We start from the raw sequence: 23034 nt of genomic DNA, 5'->3' as shown, positions 1-23034 counted from the left end.
GCGCGCCGGCCGCAATCATCCAACACCCAAGATCACCCAACGCACCAAAGACGACCCGACACCGATGAGGACTCCATGATCGACGTGAACAGGCTTCTCAACGCGGTGCTGACCGGCACCGCTCCCGATGCCCGGGGTGGAACCGGGCAAGGTCCGGCCGCCTCCGCCGGCGGCGCCGAGGGCTTTCTGTTGCGCAATGCCGGCATGCTCGGCAGCGGCGCGCTCGCCGGCGGCCTCGCCGGTCTGCTGCTCAATTCGAAGCACGTCCGCAAGCACGCCGGCACCGCGCTGCAGGTCGGCGCCGCGGCGGTGCTGGGCGGGCTCGCCTACAAGGCCTATCAGGACTACCGTGCCGGCCGGCCGATCGTGCCGCAGGGCGTGCAGGATGCCGTCAAGGGCATGCTGCCGCAGGGCGGCACGGCACCTGCGCCCACCGGCCAGCCGGTGTTCACCTCCGGTGCGCGCATCCCCGATCACACCGCGACGCTGCTGCTGCGCGCGATGATCGCCTCGGCAATGGCCGACGGCCGCCTCGATGACGTCGAGCGCCAGCGTCTCGTCGCGCGGGTGGAGGCGAGCGCCCTGTCCCACGAGGAACGGCAGTATCTCGAAGGGCTGATCGCGCGACCCGACCAACCGGCGGCGCTGGCCGCCGCGGTCCGCACCCCCGAGGAGGCGGCGGAAGTCTATCTTGCCGCCTTCATCGCCATCGATGCCGACACCGCCACTGAGCGCGCCTGGTTGGACGAACTGGCCTCGCGGCTGGGGCTCGATCCCGCCCTCAAGGCCAATCTGGAAGCCGCTGGTGTTGGCGCGCTCGGTCAGGCGGCGTAGCTACGCCCGCCGCCGGACACCGCGCGCGCCCCCGGACATCCGGACCAGCGCGCGGAGGTCCTGCACTCATGCCGTCCCATGCCTCACTCCGGCAGCGGGATGAACTCGCTTCTGTCGTCGGGCGGCAGGTCGAACTGGCCTTCGCCCCAGGCGCCGCGGCGCCATTGCTCCTTGGCGTGTTCGATCCTGTCGCGGCTGGAGGAGACGAAGTTCCACCACACGTAACGCGGACCGGCCAATGTCGCGCCGCCGAGCAGGATCAGCCGCGCGCCCTGGTCTCCGGCAACGACCGAGATCGCGTCACCAGGGCGGAACACCATCATGCGGCCCGCTTCGAAGGTCTGCCCGGCAACACCGATCGTGCCTTCGACGACATAGAGGCCGCGATCCTCATGGTCCTGCGGCAGTGGCAGGCGCGCGCCGGCCCGCAGCGCCGCATCGGCGTAGAAGGTCTCGCTGAACAGCCGCGCCGGCGCGCTCTTGCCATAGGCCCGCCCGAGGATGAGGCGCAGCGCCACCCCCTCCCCCTCGATGAACGGCAGCGCCTGCTTGCCATGATGCTCGAAACTCGGCGCGACCTCCTCCTGCGCCTCCGGCAGCGCCATCCAGGTCTGAATGCCGAAGAGGCGGTGCGGGGCGCGCCGCGTCTCTTCGCTGGTGCGCTCGGAATGGGTGACGCCGCGTCCGGCGACCATCCAGTTGAGTTCGCCCGGATAGATCATCTGCTTCGAGCCGAGGCTGTCGCGGTGCTGGAACTCCCCGCGATAGAGATAGGTCACCGTGCCGAGGCCGATGTGGGGATGCGGGCGCACATCGACGCCGTGCCCGGTGAGAAAGTCCGCCGGCCCCATCTGGTCGAAGAAGATGAACGGCCCGACCATCTGCCGCTTCGGCGCAGGCAGCGCACGGCGCACCTCGAAGCCGCCGAGATCGCGGGCGCGCGGGATGATCAGGGTTTCGATCGCGTCGGCGCCGACGGCGTCGGGGCAGCCAGGCTCAAGCGCGGGATTCCAGCTCATGTCAGGCTCCTTGTCGCCGGGTCGGAACGCGCGTCGCTCTCCCGCTCCCGTCGGGAGTCGATGTCGCGAACGGACGGCAGTAGTCGTGCCTCAGCTAACGATCTGCGCGTCGATCGGTTCATTCGGCCGGATCAACTTGCCGCCACCCCGATTGGAATACGGCTCGGAGCCGCATCACCATGCGGCCATGTCCCAAATCGTCATGTCCCAAGTCGTCATGTCCAAAATCGCCTTGCCCCAAATCGCCTTGTCCAATGTCGCGCTGCCGGGGCCGTGGACATGCTACGTGCGCGCCTGCACGTTTCAGCCCGCGGCTGGACCGTCTACTGAGCAGGATTGGGTCGGGCGAGAGGCCGCGTCAGATCACGTAATCGAACGCATCATAGGCGTCGCGATCGAGCGTCTGGTCCATCGCCGATGCCGGATCGGGGCAGCCGGCCGGCCCCACCGTGCGCGCCGGGACGCCAGCGACCGTGGTGTTGGCCGGCACCGGCCGCAGCACCACCGAGCCCGCCGCGATGCGCGCGCAGCGGCCGATCTCGATATTGCCGAGGATCTTGGCCCCCGCCCCGATCAGCACGCCGCGGCGAATCTTGGGATGCCGGTCGCCGGTCTGCTTGCCGGTTCCACCCAGCGTGACGCCCTGCAGGATCGACACGTGATCCTCGATCACCGCCGTCGCGCCGACCACGAGGCCGGTGGCATGATCGAGAAACACGCCCTCGCCCATGGGCACCGCCGGGTGGATGTCGGTCTGGAACACTTCCGACGACCGGCTCTGCAGATAGAGCGCAAAGTCGCGCCGGCCGCTCCGCCACAGCCAGTGCGCCAGACGATGGGTCTGGATGGCGTGGAAGCCCTTGAAATAGAGCAGCGGCTCGATCGCACGCGTCGTTGCCGGGTCGCGGTCGAGCACCGCCTTCAGATCCGCGCTCACCGCACCCGCAATCGCCGGATCATCGGCGAAGGCTTCGTTGAAGCAATCATGCAGCAGCCGGTCGGGCAGCGCCGCGCCGGCGAGCCGCACCGAGATGCGCCGCGCCGTCGCATCCGCAATCGACGATGCGTGAAAGATCGTTGGTACCACCAGCCCGCCCAATTCGGGCGACACGCGCAGCAAGGATTCCGCCTCATCGCGCACCGCACGCCACAGCACCTCGGCACTGCCGGGCAGCGGCTGCACGATCGCGTTGGCCGGCCTCGAGGTCATCTGCATCGAATTGCACTCACGATGATGGACGGATTCATCGAGCCGTAGCGGAAGGCTTTCGTCAAGCGAACTAAACGCCCTTATTTCGGCCGGATCGAGAGATTCCTTTCACGGCCGGTCGCAAACGCAGCAGAAACACCTTCAGCGGCACAAATCCGCCATCATCCCTGCACCGCGCCGCGCACCTCTCCGGCGTCTTCAGCCCTTTGAAAGCGTCTAGTGGATGAAATCCGACGCTTGGTACCCATGCGTCGGAAAAATTTCATCCACAGAATCAATAGTTTGTGGGCCGACTTGTCCTGACATTTGCGGATGCAAATGTCAGGGTCGGACCACTAGCCGCTCATTCGAGGCATGCCTCGACAGCGGTATGCCGCTCCAGCCACGCCGGCACCGGCAATCCCTTGGATCGCAGGAAGCCGGCATTGAACAGCTTCGACTGATAGCGCGTTCCGGAGTCGGCGAGCACCGTGACGATGGTGTGGCCGGATCCAAGCTGCTTCGCCAGCCGCACCGCGCCGGCAAGATTGATGGCGGACGAGCCGCCAAGGCACAGCCCCTCTTTCGCCAGCACGTCGAACACCAGCGGGATCGCCTCCTCATCGGGGATCTGGAACGACACGTCCGGCTTGAAGCCCTCCAGATTGGCGGTGATGCGGCCCTGGCCGATGCCCTCGGTGATGGAGGAGCCGTGCGCCTTGAGCTCGCCGGTGGTGTAGTAGCTGTGCAGCGCCGCGCCCAGCGGATCCGCCAGCGCAATCACGACGCCGGGCTTGCGGCAACGCAGCGCCTCGGCCACACCGGCCAGCGTGCCGCCGGTGCCGACCGCCGACACGAGCCCATCGACCGCGCCGCCGGTGTCGTCCCAGATTTCCGGACCGGTGGTCTCGACATGCGCCTGCCTGTTCGCGACGTTGTCGAACTGGTTGGCCCAGATCGCGCCGTTCGGTTCACTCAAAGCCAGTTTCGCGGCGATGCGCCCGGACACCTTCACGTAATTGTTGGGGTTGGCGTAGGGCACCGCCGGCACCTCGACCAGCTCGGCCCCGACCAGCCGCAGCATATCCTTCTTTTCCCGGCTCTGCGTCTCCGGAATCACGATCACCGTGCGAAATCCCAGCGCATTGCCGACCAGGGCCAAGCCGATGCCGGTGTTGCCGGCGGTGCCCTCGACGATCACGCCGCCCGGCTTGATCGCGCCGCGCGCGATCGCATCGCGGATGATGAACAGCGCCGCGCGGTCCTTCACCGAGCCGCCGGGGTTGAGAAACTCCGCCTTGCCGAGAATGCGGCAGCCGGTGGCGGCGGACAGCGACTTGAGTTCGATCAGCGGCGTCGCGCCGATCGCCTCGACAAGGCCGGCACGGATGCTCATGCCACGCTCCTGTCGCGCGGAGACTTCGCAGCCGGCGGCACCGGCAGCGCGGTGGTGGCCTTGATGCGTTCCATGGCAAAGCGCGAGGTGACATTCTTAAGTGACACGATGCCGATCAGGCGCTTGTAGAACTCGTCATAGGCGGCCATGTCGGCGACCACCACGCGCAGCATGTAGTCGACGTCGCCGGCCATGCGGTAGACATCCATCACCTCCGGCATCGTGACGATCGCGGACGCGAACCGCTCAAGCCACGCCGCAGAGTGATCACCGCTCTCGATCGACACGAACACGGTGAGGCCGAGCCCGATCTTCTCCGGCGCCACCAGCGCGACGCGCCCGGTGATGATGCCCTGGGCCTCCAGCTTCTGGATGCGCTTCCAGCACGGCGTCTGCGACAGGTGAACCTTGTCGGCGATCTCGGCGATCGACAGGCTGGCGTCGGCCTGCAGCAGAGTGAGGATCTTTCTGTCGGTGGCGTCCATGGCAAGGAATTCCAGAAGGAGAATGTTTGCGTCGCTTTGCCGCACTATAGCGCAAGCGCGTTCTCCTGGATGCTAAAGATTGCGCGATCTGGAGAACAATATTCTCCCAATCGGCGAGGCGGCCACAGGTCTCTTCGCCGGCCGGCCGGCGTGCACCCCACGTGAGTCGGGCCCGCCGGCGAGCGCAGCCGAGGTTGAGCGGCATTCCTGCCGCTCGCCCAGATGCAGCATGTCGGGACGCTCGATCGCGCGACGTCCCGACGGAGCGATCCGCGAGCGCACCGCAATTATTGTCGGGCTCCCTCCGCTGGTGCGGAATCCTCTCCGCGATCCTGGTCAAACGGTCCGTTCCCGACAGCGCCGCGACACCGACATCAGACGAAGCGGCGCGACGTCCATCCGGCGCGATTGCAGGCCGCGGCGTTCGGCGTACGGTCACCACCAGCCGAGGCGAGACGACTTCACAGACTGAATGGAGAGAACCATGACCACCACCGCAACGATGATGCCGATGATGGGCAACATGATGCCGATGCCGATGATGACCGGCATGACGCCGATGATGAACGGCATGCCGATGATGCCCATGATGATGTGCACCATGACCTGCAAGATGACCGAAACCGGCATGATGTGCGAAATGACGCCGATGGCCGGCATGTCGAAGGATATGTTCATGGAATGCTGCAAGAGCATGATGAACATGATGGCCGCCGGCATGCCGATGATGTGCTCCTGCGGCATGATGACCATGTGCTGCATGCCCGTCGCCGCCTGACCATCAGCCTCGCGCCGGGCCCGTGTCTTGGCCCGGCGTGGGTCAGCGGAACTCCTCGACATAGGTCATGACAAGGTAGATCACCGCGTCCGTCGACCCGAGATTCCTGTAGCGGTGCGGCACATCCGCCTCGAACAGCACCGCGTCGCCCTCCGTCAAGACGACCGGCGGCTCGCGGCCCGAGACGACCTCGACCGTTCCCTGCACCACCACCATATTCTCCCGCGTGCCGGCGACGTGTGGCTCGGCATGCTCGACATGCCGCGGCGCAAGGCGAAGCTCGTAGAACTCGACCCGCCGTTCGGCATCGAACGGAAACAGCGCCCGCGACGTGAAGCGGCCTTCGCTCGACGACAGGACCTTCGAATCGTCGCGTCGCATCACCACGACCGGTGCCGGCCCCTGCGCCGCCGTCAGCGCGGCGAACGGCATGGCGAGCGCGCTCGCCACCTTCCAAAGTATCTTGATCGTCGGAACGCTCTTGCCGGTCTCGATCTGGCCGAGCATCGCGCGGCTGACGCCGGACAGGTGCGCAAGGCGCTCCAGCGACAGGCCGCGACGGGTACGAATGCGGCGAACATTGGCACCGACCACAAGGGCGACGCTGTCAAATTCGTCGTCGGCCCGGTGGCTCGAGGAACTCTTTCCGTTCGTTCTCTCTCCGATCAGAGAAGGAACCTGGTCCCCCCGGCCATCGTCTGGCACCAAGCTCTCATCGCGCATCGGTTCGCTCGGCTCCAGCGATTGGCACCGGCACCAGAACCATCATCATCATCGGCACCCACATCACGTTCCGCGTCGCGGGCATGGCTGACGACGCGCCCGCGCGCCGCGCCCGCCTGGAGCGGTATGCGGCCAGATCAATGACGATGGCGCTCCGGCCCGTGGTGTCTGCTTCAATCAACATGGCGGAAATTTTCCGGGAAATTGGAGGCGCCCGCAAGGGAAGCAAATTCCAATTTCGCCGTCGGGTTGAGAACAGCGTGCCGCAGACTGTGGTTGCCGGCACCCGCAACATCTCGCCGCCGAAAGCTTGGCCAATGGCGCCGCCATCCGACGAGCCTTCGCGCCATCATGGCCGACGCCTCCACGGATGAGGCCTTCGCCTTCGCGCACGTCCTTCCAGTCACGATCGATGGACGATGGCATCCTGCCTGTCGTTGCAGCACCCGCGGAGTCCAAAATTAGATTCCACGCGGAACAGCGCGCGCAATCGACTTCATCTCCGCCGCGCCTCCAAATGAGATCAGCCTTGCTATTTTCACGAGCTGCGGGAACCGCGCTTTGAACTCGCATTCGCATATGGTTCGTTGGGGTCCGAAATTCCCATGTCCTGCGACCCTGGGCGAGCCACAATGACCCTCGATCTCATCGTTTCGCGCACCGAGCCCATGCAGCCCGCCACGATCAGTGGCGCCGCGGCACTGATTGTGGGCGGCGTCGTCGTTGGCGCGGCAACCGGCTGGCGGATGGCTGCGCTATGGCTGGTCGGCGTTGCGCTCGGATTTGCGCTGCATCGCGCCGCCTACGGCTTCAGCGCCGGCTTTCGCGCTCTGTTGCGCGACCAGCGGACCGCGCATGTGCGTGCGCAGATTCTGATGCTGGCGGCAGCCGTCGTGCTGTTCTTTCCTGCGCTCGTTGCGGGCTCCGTGCTCGGCCAGCCGGTGCGCGGTTTCGTCTTTCCGCTCGGTGCGGAGGTCGCGCTCGGCGCCTTCCTGTTCGGTATCGGCATGCAGATCGGCGGCGCGTGCATGTCGGGCACGCTGTATACGGTGGGCGGCGGGTCCATCCGCATGCTTGTGACGCTGGCCTTCGCGGTGGCCGGGGCGACGCTGGCGGCGTTCACCGCCGATCTGTGGAGTGGCCTCCCGGCATTGCCGCCGATGTCGCTGTTGACATCGCTCGGGCTCCTGCCGGCGCTGACGCTGCAGCTCGCGGTCTTCGCGCTGGCGTGGGGCGGGCTGGTCCTGATCGAGCGGCGCCGCCACGGCACGGTCGCGCCGGTCTGGCAACCGGCGGATGGGCTTTCGCCGGCTGGCGTCTGGCCCTACGCCTGGGCAGCGTTGGCGCTGGCGCTGCTCAATTTCGCCACGCTGCTCATTGCCGGCCGGCCATGGGGCATCACCCAGGCGTTCGCATTGTGGGGATCGCAGGCGCTCGATGCGGCTGGTCTGGCCGATCCGGTGTTCTGGACCTTCTGGGATCACCCGACGCGCGCCGAGGCGCTGCACCGGCCGCTTTGGCGCGACACCACCACGGTGATGAATGTCGGCGTCATCGCCGGCGCGCTGCTCGCGGCAGGGCTTGCCAACAGCTTCAAGCCGTCGCTGCGCATACCGCTGCGGCATCTCCTGGCCTCGGCGCTGGGTGGCCTGCTGCTCGGGGCCGGCGCCATCATCACCACCGGCTGCAACATCAGCGCCTTCTTCTCCGGCATCGCGTCGGGCAGCCTTCACGGCTGGCTGTGGTTCGCCTCCGCCCTGCTCGGAACCTGGGTCGGCGTGCACCTGCGCCCGCTGCTGAAGCTCGACGCGCCGGACGAACCCGCCTCCGCCATCCCGTCACCCGCCATGTCCTGAAATCCGGGGGAGCCTTCATGTTCCATCGCCCTCTCCTCGCCCTTCTCACAGCCGGCGCGCTGGCGCTGACGGCGGGAGCAGCCTTCGCCGACACCAAGCCCGCGAAAAGGACGCAGGCTGCGCCGCCGCTGATCGCCCAGGCCTGCGCCGGATGCCACGGCCAGAAAGGCCAAGGCCAGAACGGCACCCCCGTGCTGGCGGCCTACAACAAGGACAACTTCATCCGGGTGTGGGGCGAATTCCGCAATGGCCAGCGGCCCGCCGCCACCATCATGCCCCGCATCGCCCGTGGCTATTCCGACGAGGAGGTGACCGTGCTGGCCGACTATTTCGCGTCGATCCCGCGCTGAGGAGAGCGTGCATGATTCACATCTCACGTCGCGACTTCGGCCGGATCGCACTCGCCGGTGCTGCCACGCTCGCCGCGCCTGCCATCGTCAACGCCAAGGCCAGGGGCCGGCTGGTGATCATCGGTGGCGGCTTCGGTGGCGCCTCCGCCGCCCGCTTTGCCCGCAGCGCCTATCCACACATCGCCGTGACGCTGATCGAGCCACAAACCAGCTTCGTCACCTGCCCTTATGGCAATCTGTTGCTCGAAGGCCGCAGGACGCTGACCGACATCACCCACTCCTATGACGGACTGAAACGGCGCGGCGTGAAGGTAATCCATGACTGGGCCGATTCGATCGACCCCGCCGGCAAAAAGGTGAAGCTGCGTGGCGGCGCCACCATCGCCTACGACAAGCTGATCGTCTCGCCCGGAATCGCCATCAGATGGGGCGCGCTCAGCGGCTACGACCGAGGTGCCGAGGAGATCTTCCCGCACGCCTGGGTGCCGGAGAAGGGCGAACAGGTGAAGCTGCTCCGCAGGCAGCTCGCAGCGCTGCCGGACGGCGGCGTAGTCGGCTTCGCCATTCCTGCCAACCCGTTCCGCTGCCCGCCCGGCCCCTATGAACGCATCAGCCTGATCGCCAACTACCTCAAGAAGCACAAGCCGCGCGCCAAGATTCTGGCGCTCGATTCCAAGGACGCCTTCTCCAAGCAGGGCCTGTTCCAGGACGCCTGGAGCGAGCTCTATCCCGGACTGATCGAGTGGGTGCCCGGCTCCAAGGATGGCAAGGTGGTGCGCGTCGACGTGAAGGAGAAGATCTTCGAGACCGAGTTCGGCACCCGCCACAGGATCGACGTCGGCAACGTCATCCCGCCCCAGTCGGCCGCCAGGATCGCCGTCGACTCCGGCCTCGTCAACGAGACCGGCTGGGTGCCGGTCAACCCCTACACCTTCGAGGCCGTGGCGACGAAGGACATCCACGTCATCGGTGACGCCAATATCGGCGGGCCGCTGCCGAAGTCCGGCTTCATCGCCAATTCGACGTCCAAGCAGGCGGTGGCAGCAGCGATCGCACTTCTGGAGGGGCGCGAGCTGCCGAAGGATCCGGTCTACTTCAACACCTGCTACAGCCATGTCGGCGACGACTACGGCATCTCGGTGGTCGGCGTGTTCCGGCCGAGCGAAAAGGGCTTCGTCGAGACGCCCAACTCGGGCGGCGTGTCGCCGCGCGGGCCGCTGGCCGAGAAGCGCGAGCAGCGCAAGCTCGAAGCCCGCTATGCCGACTCCTGGTATGCCAGCATCACCAGGGACGCCTTCAGCTGATGCGGCAAGGTCGCACCACGACGATGCTCGGCCGCCGCGCGCTGCTGCGTGCCGGCGGCGGGCTCGTCATGGTGTCGCTGCTCACGCCAGCCGAGGCCGGCCCACCGGCCGAGATCGAGTCGGCGATCCGCGCGCTGATCGGCGATGCCTCGCCGCAGGACGGCGGCATCGCGCTGCAGACGCCGGCCACCGCCGAGAACGGCGCGGTGGTGCCGCTCACCATCGCCGTCGACAGCCCGATGACGGACGCCGATTTCGTACGCGCCATCCATGTCCTTGCCACCAGAAATCCGACGCCCGGCGTTGCCAGCTACCACCTCACCCCGGCCAGCGGCAAAGCCGTGGTCTCCGTCCGCATCCGTCTGGCCGAAAAGCAGACGATCCTCGTCCTGGCCGAGCACAGCGACGGCCGCGTTACGCGCGCCCAGGCCGAGATCGCCGTCAGCGTCGGCGGGTGCCTGACATGACCGCGCCGGGCCGGCCCCGCGTGCGCGTTCCGGCGAGGGCGACACCCGGCGAGGTGATCGAGATCCGCACGCTGATCGACCACCCGATGGAGACGGGATTGCGCAAGAACGCGGACGGGAACCCAATCCCGCGCGACATGTTGGCCAGCTTCACGGCGTTGGCCAATGGTGCCGAGGTGTTCTCGGCGGTGTTCCGCAATGCCACCTCGGCGAACCCGTACCTCGTGTTCCACGCCCGTATCGATGGGCCGACCGCGTTCACATTCATCTGGACCCACGAAGACGGCCGCACCGAGCAGGCGACCGCCACCGTCGCGGTGAATTGATGTGGCTTCCGATTGACCCCGTCCGGGCACCGGAAGCGGTCCCGCCTCTGATCTCCACCCGCATCGGGCCGGCTGTGGCCGCCACGCGGAACGCCTCGGCGCCCCGCCTGTGCAAGGCCGCCAGCCCGCCCTCGACGTGCTTGCAGGTGCCGAGCCCATTCACCCGGTGATCGATACAGCCGCACGAATTGGAAAAACCCTTGAGGTCGCGGATCTCCACCTCGTAGGCCCCACCGGTTTCCGAGCGGGTCTTGAAGGTTCCGAAAACCGGATGGTCCACCTCAATCGCCTCGATGGCAACGATCTCGGTGGTGCCGCGCCAGCGGCGCAGCGCGATCTCCTCGTCGTCGGTGGTGTTCCACCCCTGCAGAGCGGGCCGATCGAGCACCGCGCGGGCGCGTCCGCCCTTCTTGGCCACGGTCCGCATCGCCGCTTTGCCTGGCCGCGTCCTGCCGTTGGTTTTCGTGCGCAATTCCTTTGCCATGGGATCGACGCCAACAAGATCAAACAGCGGGTCAACGCATCAATCCCGCCCCGAAGATGAGCCCGATGCCCCATTCTTTGCCGCCAGCCCCACCACAACCCGGATAAAGCGGCGGCGCTATCCCTGGACGCTCCCCGTGGCCGAAAATCAGTGGTGCGGCAGGAGCCTCTGGGAGGGCCGAGATCTCGGACCCGGAGAGGAATCCGGCCTCGCTCGGTGGCCGGGAATCTGATGGACAACCCGTGGATGAAATCCAACCCTTGGCACCAAACGGGCACAAAGGCCTGGATTTCATCCACTGGAGCATTTTCCGCACAAGTGGATACCGGTTGCGCGAAAGAAAATGCGAAAAACTAGAAACTTAGAGCGTCCAATCTGATGCATTCAGATCGGACGCTCTAGCATTACTATTGCGTCTCTTAGCGTCCATTCTGTCGGGCTGCACCTCGCGGCCGCAGAGCCAAGACAACTCCAACCAAGAACACCGCACCCAAAACCAGAAACAGTGCAGATTGCTTCAACCACGCGATCGCCGGAACCGCGGCTGCCATCGACAGCCCCAAGAAGCAGATCTCCAATGAGATGAGGCTCACTCCGGCAAGGAAAGTACCAAGAGCAAGCAGGGCCAAAAGGATGAGGCTGGTTGCGGCAGCCGGCATCATTTGTTGAATATTTGAGTACAGCACCATGTTCATCGTAACGAGAATAGCCACCCAATGAAGTGCCTGGGTCCAGATGAGTCGATAGCGGGCTGCCTTGTCCTCGGCTTTGTCCCATTCTGTTGCGACGCAAAGAAAGCCGGTCGCCAAAGCCAAGAACTCCCAATAGCCAATGAGGGCTTGATTTGAAACGTTCATGTACGCCACCCCCACTACGGCCAGCGCGAGGACGGCGATAAAGGGAAGGCGCTGGGTAAGGAAAGGCCGGCCGGACGGACGCGGTATGACGTCATCTCTCTTGTCGAACTGAGATTCTTCCATAGCAGGTCTCCTACGGTCTTTAGTCACCATTGGCTCATCGAGTAAACAGAAGCAAACCAAGAAAGCAGCGGCTTGAGATCTACGTCGATAGCAGCTTTACGATCCAGCGGGTTGAGGCGTGATGATCGCAGATCGTGATCATGGCAATCGTGATGGGTAGGCCTATAAAGGCACCCGGAATGCCCCACAGAAAACTCCAGAAAAAAAACGCAACCAGCATAACGAATGGGGACACCGAAAAGGCCTTACTCGCAACGATCGGCTCAAAGTAATTTCCGATCAGGAACTTAATCATGTATAGACCGCCAAAAAGAGCTACCGGCACCTGCCAAGACTCAAACTGCACGGCCGAGAAAAGAACCGGAAAAGCAACCGCTATGACGGATCCGAAATATGGAATAAAGTTAAGTATAAATGATATCACGCCCCATGCAATTGCCAAATCTATTCCAAGGTACATCGTATATAAGAAAGCTGCGAGCCCCGTAATCAAGCTGGCGGCCGATCTTATTAGCATGTACTTTCGAATTTTTGTCGCTATATCCTCGGATATGGCAGGGATATCCCATCCCGTTCTTTGTGCAAGATCATTAAATCTGGCCCCGGAATGAACCAACTCCGCGAGCCCGAACGTAAGCAGCACAAATACAACTATAGAAAATCCTACAAGGTAGTTTAGCTGGAGAGCGACGCCCTGAAGAAATTCTACGAAATATCCCGCGTCGTATTTTTGCATCCCATCCGTAACAAATATACCTTGCCCTTCAAGCCACTGAGACGCTTGCATGTAGGCAGACTGAAAGCGTGAAATGTTTGCTATGATCCAATGAACAACATCTCCAACGCTCCACACTATTGCTGAGGCTAGCGCGATAATTACAATTAGGTTTATAGTTATCGTGACAAAAAGAGCGATATTCTTTGATGTCCTGCGCTCAAGCGCTTTTTGGATGGGCCAAACAAGCGCGATTCCAACAAGCGCGAAGGCTATAGGCTCAATCACCGCGCGAGCAAAGTAAAGGGCCGCGCACACGAGAAATGCGGTGAACAAGATTTGAGCGAAGCCGCGTGAAACGTCACCGCTTTTCGCCGACCGATCCTCTGGCAATTTGATCAAGTTCACCCTTCGCTCCGGATAAGTGAATGCCAAAGGCTGGAATATTCTCCGCAAAAGCGGAAACCGTATTTGCGAAAGAGAATGCGACAACTCAAGACCTTGGATGGTCCGCTTGATCCCATCAGATCGGCGGACGCTCCAGTCTAAGAAGCGTCGACCTCCTTCCACCTAATAATCCAACTCACCCGCTCGGTGTCGTGCGGCCGATATCCCCTGCGAAAGAAGCCGAAAGTCAGCATTGCATCACCTCGACGGATGGAGCATTCCCGGCCCTCCCAGCCGAGGATGCGTGACGCGATCCGACACCGCGGAGCCAGTCCCGCGCTACCGGAGAGAGGAGGCTCCTTCCGCCCCATAGGCACATATTGGACGCGCCACGATCACTGCAAGACTGCGGCAAGGCAATCGAGGGATCGCGGACAGCCATCCGCGTCGGATTCAGCAGGCCAAAGGGATCGTGGTCGAGTACCTCGGCCATTCGGCTTCGCCCTCATAGATCCGGGCATGCGGCTTTCCCACACCCGGCTCTTCCCGTAAGTCACCCACGTGAGGCCCTCCGTTGCGTCCAGGGGTGAGTGATGCGCGCGGGCGGCAAGGGCAGACGCGCGGTCACCGCCTCAAACCAGTCCCAGCCCATGCGGCGGTTCTTTTTGCTGCGCCGTCGCAGGCTCTTGAACCAGATCCGTCGGATGTCTCGCCGGAACGCGTTGAGCGCCCGCCAGTTGTGCGGCACGCCGAAGTAGCCGTAGTGGCCGCGCAGCACGCTGGCGAGCCAGCGGTGCTGAAGGGCCAAGGGCGGGGATGCATGCGATGCCGCATTTTCCTGGCGGATCGCCGCCAGCTTGCGCGTCAGGCGGGTGCTCTGCGTCTTGTGCTTCACAATGAAGCGGCCGTCTCGTGTCCACCCGCAGCAATGGATGAACCCGAGGAAAGCGAGGGTTTCCGGTCGTTGTTCGCCACCTTCTCGAAGCCCATCACGAAGTCGTCGGTGCAACGCGCGATAGTCAGCCGGCGTTCAAAGGGCAGGAAGCGGCGCAGGAAGTCCATCCATTCCTCGCCCCAGACCCGGATCTCGACGAAGTCCTCCATTCCGCTCATCGTCGCCGGCAGCACGAGCAACATGATCTCCGGAAGCGGGCAGATCACCTTCCAGGACTGGCGGGGATCTTCAAGGGCGGAAAAGTGATCCAAGAGCGACCTGCCGGGCATCCGAAACCTCGCCGATTCGAGGTCCCTCATGAATCACGGCAAGCGCCACGCCGGAATCCCAACAGCCTTCAAGCGATTGCCCTGGGTCAATGCCTAAGCGGACTTGACGAATCGAGAACAAAGCACAAACGTTGCCGTCGATCAGGAGCCGGCCCGTGCCAGTTGCAGACAGTGCTGCCGATCTATTCCGGCATGTGAGTGCCGAAAAGGCGGCATTCTATCGCTGCATCATGGATGTCTTCGCAGCCGCGAAGCGTCAATATCGCCTGCAGTTGAGACCCGATGAGGTCCTGGCCGAGGCGGCGTGGCCGGGACCCGCGCCCCGCATCGAAGAGGTCGGTGCCGCTCTGGCCCAGCTCACGGCCTGGGGCAACCTGGAATCGCACCCGGATATGGCCCGGGTGTCGACCTTGAGCGATTTCTATCGGGCACGCTTCCTCTACCGGCTGTCGCAGGGCGGCGAAGCCGTCGAAGCGGCGCTGGCGGCCTTCGTGCAGACGCTGCAACGCCGGGCCGAGCTGCAGACCGTCGCGCTCGAGGACATCGCCAGCCGGCTCGAGGCGCTCCGGGCGCTGGCCGGCCCCTCCGACACCGATGTCGCCGAGATTGACGTCGCCAAGATCCACCAGACGATGCGCGACCTCGTGCGGGTGTTCGAGGGGCTGGCTGAGAATGCGCAGGCCTTCATGGCCGGCGTGGCCCGCAGCATCGAGTTGCAGCAGGCCGAGGCGAGCGCCGTGGCGAGCTACAAGCACCGGCTGATCGACTATCTCGAACGGTTCATGGGCGACCTCGTGCGGCGCTCGGATTCCATCGCCCGCCTCATAAACGCGCTGGAGCCGCACATCGACGCCATGCTGTGGCACGTCGCCGCCCGCGAGGCGCGCGACGCTGCTCCTGGCGATGCGCAGGACTGGACCGACGCAAGAGATCGATACCACGCCGTCTGGCAGGAGCGCTGGCGAGGTTTGCGCGGCTGGTTTCTCTCGAGCGGCAACGAGCCGCCGCAAGCCGAACTGCTGCGGGCGCGGGCGCGCTCCGCCATCCCGCAGCTTCTGGGCGCGATCGCGGCACTCAACGAACGACGTAGCGGCCGCAGCGACCGCTCGGCGGATTTCCGGGTGCTCGCCGGCTGGTTCGCAGCCTGCGACGACGACACTGCGGCGCACCGGCTGGCGCGGGCCGCCTTCGCGATCAATCCGGCGCGGCATTTCCTGCTCAATGCCGATGCTGAAGCCGATCTGCCGGCGCACACGCCGTGGGCCGAGGCGCCATCTTTGCAGATCCATCCTCGTCTGCGCGAATATGGCGAAGCCGCTCCGCGCGGACCCTTGCCGCGCGTGAAGGACCGCGGCGAAGGCCGTGCCTTTTTCGCGCTTCAACTCGCGCAGGAATCGACGCAGGTGGAGGCGGCGCGCCAGCGACTCGCCACCGGTCGGCCGGCGCGGCTTTCGGAACTCGGCGAACTCGATCAGCACGCATTCGGGCTGTTCCTCGGCCTCCTGGGCGAGGCCTTGAGCGGTCAGGCCGGACCGGACAGCACCGTGGAACGGCGCACGGGCGATGGCCTGTTGAAGATCAGGCTTGAGCCGCTGGCCCCGGGCAGCCGCGCGCGGATCACGACGCCAAACGGAGTCTTCGCAGGCCGCGATCATCTCGTCACGATCACCCCCACCCAGGCTGACGGATGAGTTCAGATCGCAGCGTGTACCGGACGAGCCACGACATACGCGAGCGGCAGCAGCAGGCCGAGCGGGACGAATTCCGCGCTGCCGTGCGAAGCTTGCTCATGACGCCGCTGATGAGTCCGACACACCAGGACTTCGCCGTGGTGCGCCGCCATGCGGGGCCGCTGCAGGACTGGTTCGCGCGCGAGACGGGGTGGGTCCTCCACGTCGAACGGGAAGGCGCCCGCCTGTACAAGCGGCCGGCCGACCTGACCGACGCGACCCGCGGCCTGCCGGGATACGGTCGCGGCCGATACGTGTTGCTGTGCCTCGCCTGTGCCGTGCTCGAACGCGCCGACCCGCAGATCACGCTGCACATGCTCGGCGAACGGGTGCTCGATCTCGCCGTAGACCCGACACTCGCCGCGTGTGGGTATTCCTTCACGCTCGGCACCCAGAACGAACGGCGCGATCTGGTGGCGGTGTGCCGCGTATTGCTCGACCTCGGCGTGCTGCAGCGGGTCGCGGGCGACGAGGAGTCGTTCGTCCAGGCCGGCCGCGACCATGGCGATGCGCTGTACGACGTGCATCGGCGCGCGTTGGCCGGAATGCTGGCGGCGGTGCGCGGCCCGTCGACCTGGGCCGCCGGGGACGCGCCCGCGACCCTCGACGAGCGGCTGCATGCGCTCGCCGACAAGCATGTGGCGGACAGCGAGGAAGCCCGGCGTACGGCGCTCCGCCATCGCATTGCGCGGCAATTGCTGGACGATCCGGTGATCTATGTCGAGTGTCTCGACCCTCAGACCCGCGCCTACTTCGTCAACCAGCGCGGCGCCATGGCGGCACGCTTGTGCGAGGCCACCGGCCTCATGCCCGAGCAGCGGGCGGAAGGCCTTGCGCTCACGGACGAAACGGGATCGCTGACGGACGTCGCGATGCCCGCCGAAGGCACCGACGCGCATGTGACGCTGCTTGTCGCGGAATATCTCGCGCGGCGCGCCAAGGACGGCCATCCGGCGTTCGACACCTTGCCCGAACAGGACATCGCCCACTTTCTGGGCGAGGCCAGGGAGCGTTTCGGCCGCTATTGGCGCCGCTCGGCGCGCGAGCCGGGGAGCGAGCGGGAGCTTGCCGCGATCGCGATCGAGCGTTTGGAAAAGTTGCGCCTCGTCGCCCGCGACGCCAACGGCGTGCAGGCGCGGCCGGCGCTGGCGCGCTTCGCCATCGGCGAAGCCGACATTCAGCTGTTCGGGGAAGCCCGCCGCTCTCGCGACGCTCTCGGGCTGACGACGCCATGATGGACGGCATGACCCTGTCCGCGGCGCCCACCGAGAGGCCGACCTTGCCGATGCCGGCGCGGGAGCGCTGGCAGCCGCTCCGGATCGGCCTAGTGGAGCTGTTCCACTATGACAGCGAAGAGTTCTGGTTTCGCGACGGTCACCTGCTGCTGCGCGGGAACAACGGAACCGGCAAGTCGAAGGTGCTGTCGCTGACCCTGCCGTTCCTGCTCGACGCGCAGCTCAAGCCGGCGCGCATCGAGCCGGACGGTGACAGCGGCAAGAAGATGGCCTGGAATCTGCTGATGGGCAGCTATGACAGGCGCATCGGCTATGCCTGGATCGAGTTCGGTCGCCGCGCTGAGGACGGAACGCCGCGCTTCATCACGCTGGGCGCCGGCCTCTCGGCAGCGGCGGCGCGTCCGCAGGTGGAAGCCTGGTTCTTCATCCTGGAGGACGCCGACGGCGCGCGCCTCAATCGCGACCTGTGGCTCGTGAACCCCCAGCGCGTCGTGCTGACCAAGGACCGCCTGCGCGAGCAACTGCACGGACGAGGTCAGGTGTTCGAGGCCGCGCGCGACTATCGCCGCGTCGTGGACGAACGCCTCTTCCGGCTCGGGGGCAGGCGCTACGATGCGCTGATGGATACGCTCATTCAGCTGCGACAGCCGCAGCTTTCGAAACGGCCCGACGAAACCGCGCTCTCGAACGCGCTCTCCGAGGCCTTGCCGCCGCTCGCCCCCGAATTGCTCGGTGATGTCGCCGAGGCGCTCGGCCAGTTGGAGGAAGATCGACGCCAGCTTGAGGAATTCCAGGCTCTGGCGAAAGCCGTCGAACAGTTCGAGCGGCGCTATCGGATCTATGCGGGCACGCAGAGCCGCCGGCAGGCGCGCGTGCTGCGCTAGGCGCAGAGCGAATTCGACAATGCCAGCCGCGCGCGCAACGAGGCGCAGGCGCGGCTCGAACAGGCGCTGGCCGACGAGACACATGCCGGCGAGCGGCACGACGAGGCGGACGCGGCATTCAGGCGCGCTCGTGCGCGGCTCGACGAGTTGCGCCAGGATCCGACGATGAAGGACGCCGCATCCCTCGATCGCGCCGCAAGCGAGGCTGCGCGCCGTCGCGAAGCCTTCCAGAGCGCCTCCGCTGCCACCGGCGAAGTCGTCCGTCGGCTGGCACGCGCCCGAGAGGATGTGGTGCGCGCCGAGCAGCGGGCCGAGCACGGGCAACGCCGATTGGAGGACAGGCGCCGGGAGGCCGCGGCCGACGCGGCGGCGGCCGGCCTCGCCGCGGTGCATGACGGAAATGCCGTTGCGGCGTTCGATATCATCGCGTTGGTTGCCCTCGCGCAGGGCGAGTTCGATGAGGCCGGCGCGGCCCTGGCGACTGCGGCCAGGGCTCGGCGCGAGGACATCGCGCTGCTGCGCCGGCGCCGGGTCGAGATGGAAAGGGCCGAACGGGAGCACGCGGAGTATCGCCGCATTCGGGATGAGCGCCAGTCCGACGCGGATGCCGCTGAGGAACGTCGCGCCCAGGCCGATGCCGACGTGGAGGCGCAGGGCGCAAACCTAGTGGGCGCGTGGGAACGCCACTGCGCCGATCTCGTACATCTGGCCATCGAACCGGACGATGGCCTTCAGGCGCTCGACGCCTTGGCCGCCTGGGTCACGGTGATGGATCGCGACAATCCGGCGCGACGCCTTCTGCAGGCGGCGCAGCAGCGGGCCGCGGACCGTTTTGCGGAGCGCGCCGCCGCGCTCGACGTCCGTCGAAGGACCCTGGAGGTTGAGGCCGACGCGCTCGAAGACGAGCGCCGCCGCCTCAAAGCCGGCACCGATCCGCCGCCGCCGCCCTACACGCGCGATCCGGACGCGCGAAGTGTGCGTGCCGGCGCTCCTCTATGGCAACTCGTCGACTTCCGCGAACGGGCGACCGAGGCGCAGCGCGCCGGGCTCGAAGCCGCGCTGGAGGCCTCCGGGCTGCTCGATGCGTGGGTCTCGCCCGAGGGCCGCGTTGAGACCGGCGACGGCGGCAGGCTGCTGCACGATACGCAGCTTGTGACGCGACCGAGACATCCGTCCTCCCTGGCGGACTGGCTGGTCCCGGCAGGGCCGCCCGAAAGCGGCGTGCCTGCCGATATCGTTGCGGGAATCCTCTCCGGCATTGCCTGTACGGACGATGATGTGATCGAGGCCGAAGCGTGGGTCGCGCCCGACGGCCGCTTCCGCCTCGGCACGCTCGCCGGCGCCTGGACGAAGCCGGCCGCCATCCATGTCGGGCACATGGCCCGTGCCGCGGCGCGCGCGCGGCGATTGGCCGGCATCGCCGCACGCCTGACGGAGATCGCGGGCGAGCACGCGGCGCTTCAGGCGCTGGCCGCCGAACTCGCTGCCGACCGGGCGCGCGCCGACGACGAGTGGCGGCGCTCGCCCACCGAGGACGCGCTCCGCACCGCTCATCTGGCCGCCGCCGCCGCCGCGCGCGAAGTCCATTTGGCCCGCGTGCGGCTCGCCGAATCCGAGGACCGGCGCGGCGCCGCCGAGCAGGCCTTGAAGGCTGCCCGCGAACGCCTCGCGACCGACGCCGCCGACATGCGCCTGCCCGACTCCGCCGAGGCCTTGATGGACGTGGAAGCGGCGCTGGACCGCTACCGCGATACGCTCGGTCAGCTGGCGCAGGCCGGCCACGAGGTGCGTCTCGCCGCGCCCGAACTGCAACGATCCCGCCTTCGCGAGGACGAAGCGAGGGCCGATCTGGAGATGAACGAGGAGCGGCTCGGCATCGCCCGCACCGAATCCGAAGAGGCCTCCGCACGGTTCGAAACCCTGCGCAATGCCATCGGCGCCAAGGTCGATGACCTGATGCGGCAGATGGCGAAGGCCACGGAGGCTGCAAAGACCAGCGAGAGCGCATTGGACGATGCGAGAACCGCCCAGAACACCGCGCGCGAAGCACGCGCAGTTGCTGGCGAACAGGCGAGGTCCGCGACCGAGGCGCTGCAGCAGAAGAGCGAGGCGCGCGGGCTGGCGGTCGTCCGGTGGCAGCAGTTCGCCGGCACCGGCCTGCTCGCCGCCGCCATTCCCGACCTCGATCTGCCGGACATCGGCGTGCCGTGGACGATCGATCCGGCGCTCACGCTGTCGCGGCGGGCCAAGCAGGCTCTGTCCGACCTCAAGGACGACGACGATGCCTGGTCGCGCGTCCAGAAACAGCTGAACGAGGAGTTCGCCGACCTGCAGCGTGCGCTCGGCGCGCTGGGCCATCAGGCCGTCGCGGATGTCGGCGATTGGGGCCTCGTCGTCCACATCGTCTATCAGAACCGTCCCGAGCGTCCCGATCGCCTGTCTGCCCGCCTCGCCGACGAGATCGCCCAGCGCGGCGAACTGCTCACGGCCAAGGAGCGCGAAGTGCTCGAAAACCACCTGCAGGCGGAGATCGCGACGGGAATCCAGCGCCTGATGCAGAGCGCGGAGGCGCAGCGCGACGCCATCAACGGGGAATTGTACAAGCGCCCGACCTCCACCGGCGTTCGCTTCCGACTCATCTGGCAGACGCTGGACGAGGAGGACGGCGCACCCATCGGCCTCGATGCGGCACGCAAGCGTCTGCTCAACACCAGCGCCGATCTGTGGTCCGCGGAGGATCGTGCCGTGGTCGGCGCCATGCTGCAGCGCTGCATCGTTGCCGAACGCGAGCGCGCCGATTCCGTCGGTGGCGGCAGCCTGCTCGACCAGCTTTCCGCCGCGCTCGACTATCGCCGCTGGCACCGCTTCCGGATCGAGCGCTGGCAGGATGGCCAGTGGCGCAAATTGTCCGGACCGGCGTCCAGCGGCGAACGCGCGCTCGGCTTGACCGTTCCGCTGTTCGCGGCGGTCTCGAGCTTCTACGGCCAGGGCGCCTCGGCGCAGGCGCCGCGGCTGATATTGCTCGACGAGGCCTTCGCCGGCATCGACGACGCCGCACGGGCCCACTGCATGGGCCTCATCCACGAGTTCGACCTCGACTTCGTCCTCACCAGCGAACGCGAGTGGGCCTGCTATGCCGAGTTGCCCGGCGTCGCCATCTGCCAGTTGCAGCGGCGCGAAGGTATCGACGCCGTCTTCGTCTCGCGCTGGACGTGGGACGGCCGGGCGCGCAGTCGCGAGGCCGATCCGGACCGCAGGTTCGCGCCCGCATGAGCGATCCGGCCGACGCCCGTCTGCTACGTCTGCTCGGCGGCGAAAGTCTTGCCGGGTTGCGCCAGCGGTTGCGGCGGCGTTTCGCGCATGCGCATCCGGACCGGCCGCTGGAGCATATTCGCATCAATGGCCTGACCGCCGACGAACACGCGGCGCTGGCGTCCCTCACCGGCCGGCCGCAGCGATTTTCCGCCTCCATGCGTATCGACCTCGATCGCGTCGACACGTCATTTCGCAACGCCGGGGTCGCAGCCTCGCTGCGCGACGCGTTGGAACGCCTCGACGGCCCCATTCCCGACGTGGCGGCGACGCGCCTGCGGGCGCGCGATCAGTGGGCCCAGGTCGTTGAAAATTGTCGCGATCCCCTTTTGTCGGATCTGCTGCGCGAGTCCTCGGGGTTGGGTCTCCTCAGACGCCTGGCCCGGCAGGATGCAGCGAGGGCGACGGAACTGTGCCGCCGCGCCGAGGCCGTGCTGCGGCGGTTGCCGGCGCATGGCGTCACGCATTCGCAACTCGCCGCCGAGGTTCTGGGCGATGCCCATGCGCTGGATGCGGGCCAACCCGTCGCGACCCTCGTGCTTGCGACGCAGCGCCGGCTCGCTTTGTCCGCGCGCAGGGAGACGGACGATGCAACGCGGCAGGAGGACGGTGCCGATCCACAGCCGGCCGCCGAGCGGGCGCGGGATCTCTGGGCCATGGCCGGCGTGCTCGTCAACGAACTGGCGCGCCCTGCGCTGTTCCTGAATCTGCCGGCGACGGGCCTATGCGACGGCGGCGACGGCGAGCCGCGCTACGCATCGCTGCGCGCGCTGCTGCGCGCGCCGCCGCGGTGGGACGTCGCTGGCCTTGAGGTCCATGTCTGCGAGAATCCCAATTTGCTGGCGATCGCCGCCGATCGCCTGGGCGCGCGTTGCACACCGCTGGTGTGTACCGATGGCATGCCTGCAGCGGCCCAGCGGACGCTCCTCGCTCAGCTCGCACAGGCCGGCGCACGCCTGCTCTATCACGGTGATTTCGACTGGCCGGGCCTGCGCATCGCCAATCATGTGATGCGCGCGTTCGGCGCGCGGCCGTGGCGTCTTGGCGTGAGCGATTACCTGACCGCCGCCCACACCGCCACCGGCATGGGACACCCTCTCCGAGGTGAGCCGGTCGAGGCGTCGTGGGATATGGCGTTGGCAGCGGCCATGCGGCAACATCGCCTAGCCATCGCCGAAGAGGCCCTCACAGATTCGCTGTTGCGGGACCTCGACACTCACCGGTCGAAGTAATGCGGCTTCCGTTATGCGGTTTCCGGCCGATCCGGCCTTCGAGCCGAATTCCGATCGCCGAATAATCCCATTCTGATCGAGGATCTTCCGGCGAGATCGTTTCCGGTGTCCGGAAGGGATCAAC

Annotated in this window: 21 protein-coding genes and 2 pseudogenes; 11 read left to right on the top strand and 12 right to left on the bottom strand. The window is 66.3% G+C overall.

The features are described 5' to 3' along the window. The first annotated feature begins 75 nt into the window (after nt 1-75). Nucleotides 76-834, top strand: a complete 759-nt coding sequence (locus tag BLTE_RS04325) for a tellurite resistance TerB family protein (RefSeq protein ID WP_160140515.1) — start codon at nt 76-78, stop codon at nt 832-834. Nucleotides 835-917: 83 nt separating this feature from the next. On the opposite strand, the gene BLTE_RS04320 is transcribed toward BLTE_RS04325, so the two are convergent. From BLTE_RS04320 to BLTE_RS04290, 7 genes are all read right to left on the bottom strand, one after another. Next, entirely contained in the window at nt 918-1853 is a 936-nt protein-coding gene (locus BLTE_RS04320) for a pirin family protein (protein WP_126397936.1), read from the bottom strand. A 358-nt stretch (nt 1854-2211) separates the two neighbouring features. Beyond that, nucleotides 2212-3063 carry a serine O-acetyltransferase gene (cysE, locus tag BLTE_RS04315; RefSeq protein WP_126397934.1) on the bottom strand — a complete coding sequence of 284 codons (852 nt, stop codon included), beginning with the start codon at nt 3061-3063 and terminating at the stop codon, nt 2212-2214. A 343-nt stretch (nt 3064-3406) separates the two neighbouring features. Beyond that, complete coding sequence (locus tag BLTE_RS04310; RefSeq protein ID WP_126397932.1) at nt 3407-4438, bottom strand: cysteine synthase A; 1032 nt, start codon at nt 4436-4438, stop codon at nt 3407-3409. Beyond that, nucleotides 4435-4923 (bottom strand): Lrp/AsnC family transcriptional regulator, encoded by a 489-nt coding sequence (locus BLTE_RS04305; protein ID WP_126397930.1) that lies wholly within the window; start codon nt 4921-4923, stop codon nt 4435-4437. Before BLTE_RS04305 ends, BLTE_RS04310 begins: the two co-directional genes overlap by 4 nt. Before the next feature lie 435 nt (nt 4924-5358). After that, nucleotides 5359-5685 carry a hypothetical protein gene (locus tag BLTE_RS18000; protein WP_160140514.1) on the bottom strand — a complete coding sequence of 109 codons (327 nt, stop codon included), beginning with the start codon at nt 5683-5685 and terminating at the stop codon, nt 5359-5361. A gap of 58 nt (nt 5686-5743) precedes the next feature. After that, nucleotides 5744-6424: a helix-turn-helix domain-containing protein gene (locus BLTE_RS04295; protein WP_126397927.1), complete on the bottom strand. Its 681-nt coding sequence runs from the start codon at nt 6422-6424 to the stop codon at nt 5744-5746. After that, nucleotides 6414-6608, bottom strand: a complete 195-nt coding sequence (locus BLTE_RS04290) for a hypothetical protein (RefSeq protein ID WP_126397925.1) — start codon at nt 6606-6608, stop codon at nt 6414-6416. Before BLTE_RS04290 ends, BLTE_RS04295 begins: the two co-directional genes overlap by 11 nt. Nucleotides 6609-7056: 448 nt before the next feature. Between BLTE_RS04290 and BLTE_RS04285 the strand changes: the two genes are divergently transcribed. The 5 genes from BLTE_RS04285 to soxZ are packed head-to-tail and all read left to right on the top strand — an operon-like array spanning nt 7057 to nt 10727. After that, entirely contained in the window at nt 7057-8280 is a 1224-nt protein-coding gene (locus BLTE_RS04285) for a YeeE/YedE thiosulfate transporter family protein (RefSeq protein WP_244600114.1), read from the top strand. A 17-nt stretch (nt 8281-8297) separates the two neighbouring features. Continuing rightward, nucleotides 8298-8630, top strand: a complete 333-nt coding sequence (locus tag BLTE_RS04280) for a c-type cytochrome (RefSeq protein ID WP_126397923.1) — start codon at nt 8298-8300, stop codon at nt 8628-8630. Between the two features lie 11 nt (nt 8631-8641). Beyond that, complete coding sequence (locus BLTE_RS04275) at nt 8642-9934, top strand: NAD(P)/FAD-dependent oxidoreductase (protein WP_126397921.1); 1293 nt, start codon at nt 8642-8644, stop codon at nt 9932-9934. Continuing rightward, nucleotides 9934-10401 (top strand): thiosulfate oxidation carrier protein SoxY, encoded by a 468-nt coding sequence (locus BLTE_RS04270; RefSeq protein WP_244600113.1) that lies wholly within the window; start codon nt 9934-9936, stop codon nt 10399-10401. Before BLTE_RS04275 ends, BLTE_RS04270 begins: the two co-directional genes overlap by 1 nt. Beyond that, entirely contained in the window at nt 10398-10727 is a 330-nt protein-coding gene (gene soxZ / locus BLTE_RS04265) for a thiosulfate oxidation carrier complex protein SoxZ (RefSeq protein WP_126397919.1), read from the top strand. Before BLTE_RS04270 ends, soxZ begins: the two co-directional genes overlap by 4 nt. Here soxZ and BLTE_RS04260 read toward each other — a convergent pair. From BLTE_RS04260 to BLTE_RS04240, 5 genes and pseudogenes are all read right to left on the bottom strand, one after another. Beyond that, nucleotides 10666-11211: a hypothetical protein gene (locus BLTE_RS04260; RefSeq protein ID WP_126397917.1), complete on the bottom strand. Its 546-nt coding sequence runs from the start codon at nt 11209-11211 to the stop codon at nt 10666-10668. The two genes, soxZ and BLTE_RS04260, sit on opposite strands and share 62 nt — an antisense overlap. Before the next feature lie 419 nt (nt 11212-11630). Beyond that, a complete protein-coding gene (locus tag BLTE_RS04255) occupies nt 11631-12191 on the bottom strand; it encodes a hypothetical protein (protein ID WP_244600112.1) in 561 nt (186 codons plus the stop codon). 79 nt (nt 12192-12270) lie between these two features. After that, entirely contained in the window at nt 12271-13314 is a 1044-nt protein-coding gene (locus BLTE_RS04250) for an AI-2E family transporter (RefSeq protein WP_160140513.1), read from the bottom strand. A gap of 532 nt (nt 13315-13846) precedes the next feature. Then, nucleotides 13847-14188: a hypothetical protein gene (locus BLTE_RS04245; RefSeq protein ID WP_126397913.1), complete on the bottom strand. Its 342-nt coding sequence runs from the start codon at nt 14186-14188 to the stop codon at nt 13847-13849. 131 nt (nt 14189-14319) lie between these two features. Beyond that, nucleotides 14320-14517, bottom strand: a pseudogene (locus tag BLTE_RS04240) (transposase family protein); the annotation flags it as partial. A 194-nt stretch (nt 14518-14711) separates the two neighbouring features. Here BLTE_RS04240 and BLTE_RS04235 point away from each other — a divergent pair. The 5 genes and pseudogenes from BLTE_RS04235 (at nt 14712) to BLTE_RS04220 (ending at nt 22910) form a co-directional block, all read left to right on the top strand. Then, nucleotides 14712-16208: a TIGR02677 family protein gene (locus BLTE_RS04235; RefSeq protein WP_244600111.1), complete on the top strand. Its 1497-nt coding sequence runs from the start codon at nt 14712-14714 to the stop codon at nt 16206-16208. Between the two features lie 98 nt (nt 16209-16306). Further along, entirely contained in the window at nt 16307-17482 is a 1176-nt protein-coding gene (locus BLTE_RS04230; RefSeq protein WP_244600110.1) for a TIGR02678 family protein, read from the top strand. Then, the gene (locus BLTE_RS18400; RefSeq protein WP_244600109.1) at nt 17482-18366 is read left to right on the top strand and encodes a hypothetical protein; all 885 of its coding nucleotides are present in this window, start codon (nt 17482-17484) and stop codon (nt 18364-18366) included. The genes BLTE_RS04230 and BLTE_RS18400 overlap by 1 nt, the downstream gene beginning before the upstream one ends. Before the next feature lie 60 nt (nt 18367-18426). After that, nucleotides 18427-21639 (top strand): annotated as a pseudogene (locus BLTE_RS04225) (TIGR02680 family protein); the annotation flags it as partial. Continuing rightward, nucleotides 21636-22910 (top strand): TIGR02679 family protein, encoded by a 1275-nt coding sequence (locus BLTE_RS04220; protein WP_126397907.1) that lies wholly within the window; start codon nt 21636-21638, stop codon nt 22908-22910. The pseudogene BLTE_RS04225 and the gene BLTE_RS04220, both read left to right, overlap by 4 nt. The last annotated feature ends 124 nt before the right edge of the window (nt 22911-23034 follow it).

Source organism: Blastochloris tepida, assembly GCF_003966715.1.
In the GTDB taxonomy this organism is placed as follows: Bacteria; Pseudomonadota; Alphaproteobacteria; order Rhizobiales; family Xanthobacteraceae; genus Blastochloris; species Blastochloris tepida.
The sequence above is the reverse complement of the archived record's forward strand: the minus strand, read 5'-3'. Positions and strand labels throughout refer to the sequence as shown.

Excerpts from the sequence above, each read along its gene's own strand:
- BLTE_RS04295 (WP_126397927.1), bottom strand. The coding sequence starts at position 6,424 with ATGCGCGATGAGAGCTTGGTGCCAGACGATGGCCGGGGGGACCAGGTT.
- BLTE_RS04325 (WP_160140515.1), top strand. The coding sequence starts at position 76 with ATGATCGACGTGAACAGGCTTCTCAACGCGGTGCTGACCGGCACCGCT.
- BLTE_RS04305 (WP_126397930.1), bottom strand. The coding sequence starts at position 4,923 with ATGGACGCCACCGACAGAAAGATCCTCACTCTGCTGCAGGCCGACGCC.
- BLTE_RS18000 (WP_160140514.1), bottom strand. The coding sequence starts at position 5,685 with ATGCAGCACATGGTCATCATGCCGCAGGAGCACATCATCGGCATGCCG.
- BLTE_RS04280 (WP_126397923.1), top strand. The coding sequence starts at position 8,298 with ATGTTCCATCGCCCTCTCCTCGCCCTTCTCACAGCCGGCGCGCTGGCG.
- BLTE_RS04320 (WP_126397936.1), bottom strand. The coding sequence starts at position 1,853 with ATGAGCTGGAATCCCGCGCTTGAGCCTGGCTGCCCCGACGCCGTCGGC.
- BLTE_RS04270 (WP_244600113.1), top strand. The coding sequence starts at position 9,934 with ATGCGGCAAGGTCGCACCACGACGATGCTCGGCCGCCGCGCGCTGCTG.
- BLTE_RS18400 (WP_244600109.1), top strand. The coding sequence starts at position 17,482 with ATGGACGGCATGACCCTGTCCGCGGCGCCCACCGAGAGGCCGACCTTG.
- BLTE_RS04285 (WP_244600114.1), top strand. The coding sequence starts at position 7,057 with ATGACCCTCGATCTCATCGTTTCGCGCACCGAGCCCATGCAGCCCGCC.
- BLTE_RS04275 (WP_126397921.1), top strand. The coding sequence starts at position 8,642 with ATGATTCACATCTCACGTCGCGACTTCGGCCGGATCGCACTCGCCGGT.
- BLTE_RS04220 (WP_126397907.1), top strand. The coding sequence starts at position 21,636 with ATGAGCGATCCGGCCGACGCCCGTCTGCTACGTCTGCTCGGCGGCGAA.
- BLTE_RS04260 (WP_126397917.1), bottom strand. The coding sequence starts at position 11,211 with ATGGCAAAGGAATTGCGCACGAAAACCAACGGCAGGACGCGGCCAGGC.
- BLTE_RS04310 (WP_126397932.1), bottom strand. The coding sequence starts at position 4,438 with ATGAGCATCCGTGCCGGCCTTGTCGAGGCGATCGGCGCGACGCCGCTG.
- cysE (WP_126397934.1), bottom strand. The coding sequence starts at position 3,063 with ATGACCTCGAGGCCGGCCAACGCGATCGTGCAGCCGCTGCCCGGCAGT.
- BLTE_RS04255 (WP_244600112.1), bottom strand. The coding sequence starts at position 12,191 with ATGGAAGAATCTCAGTTCGACAAGAGAGATGACGTCATACCGCGTCCG.
- soxZ (WP_126397919.1), top strand. The coding sequence starts at position 10,398 with ATGACCGCGCCGGGCCGGCCCCGCGTGCGCGTTCCGGCGAGGGCGACA.
- BLTE_RS04230 (WP_244600110.1), top strand. The coding sequence starts at position 16,307 with ATGACGCCGCTGATGAGTCCGACACACCAGGACTTCGCCGTGGTGCGC.
- BLTE_RS04290 (WP_126397925.1), bottom strand. The coding sequence starts at position 6,608 with ATGTTGATTGAAGCAGACACCACGGGCCGGAGCGCCATCGTCATTGAT.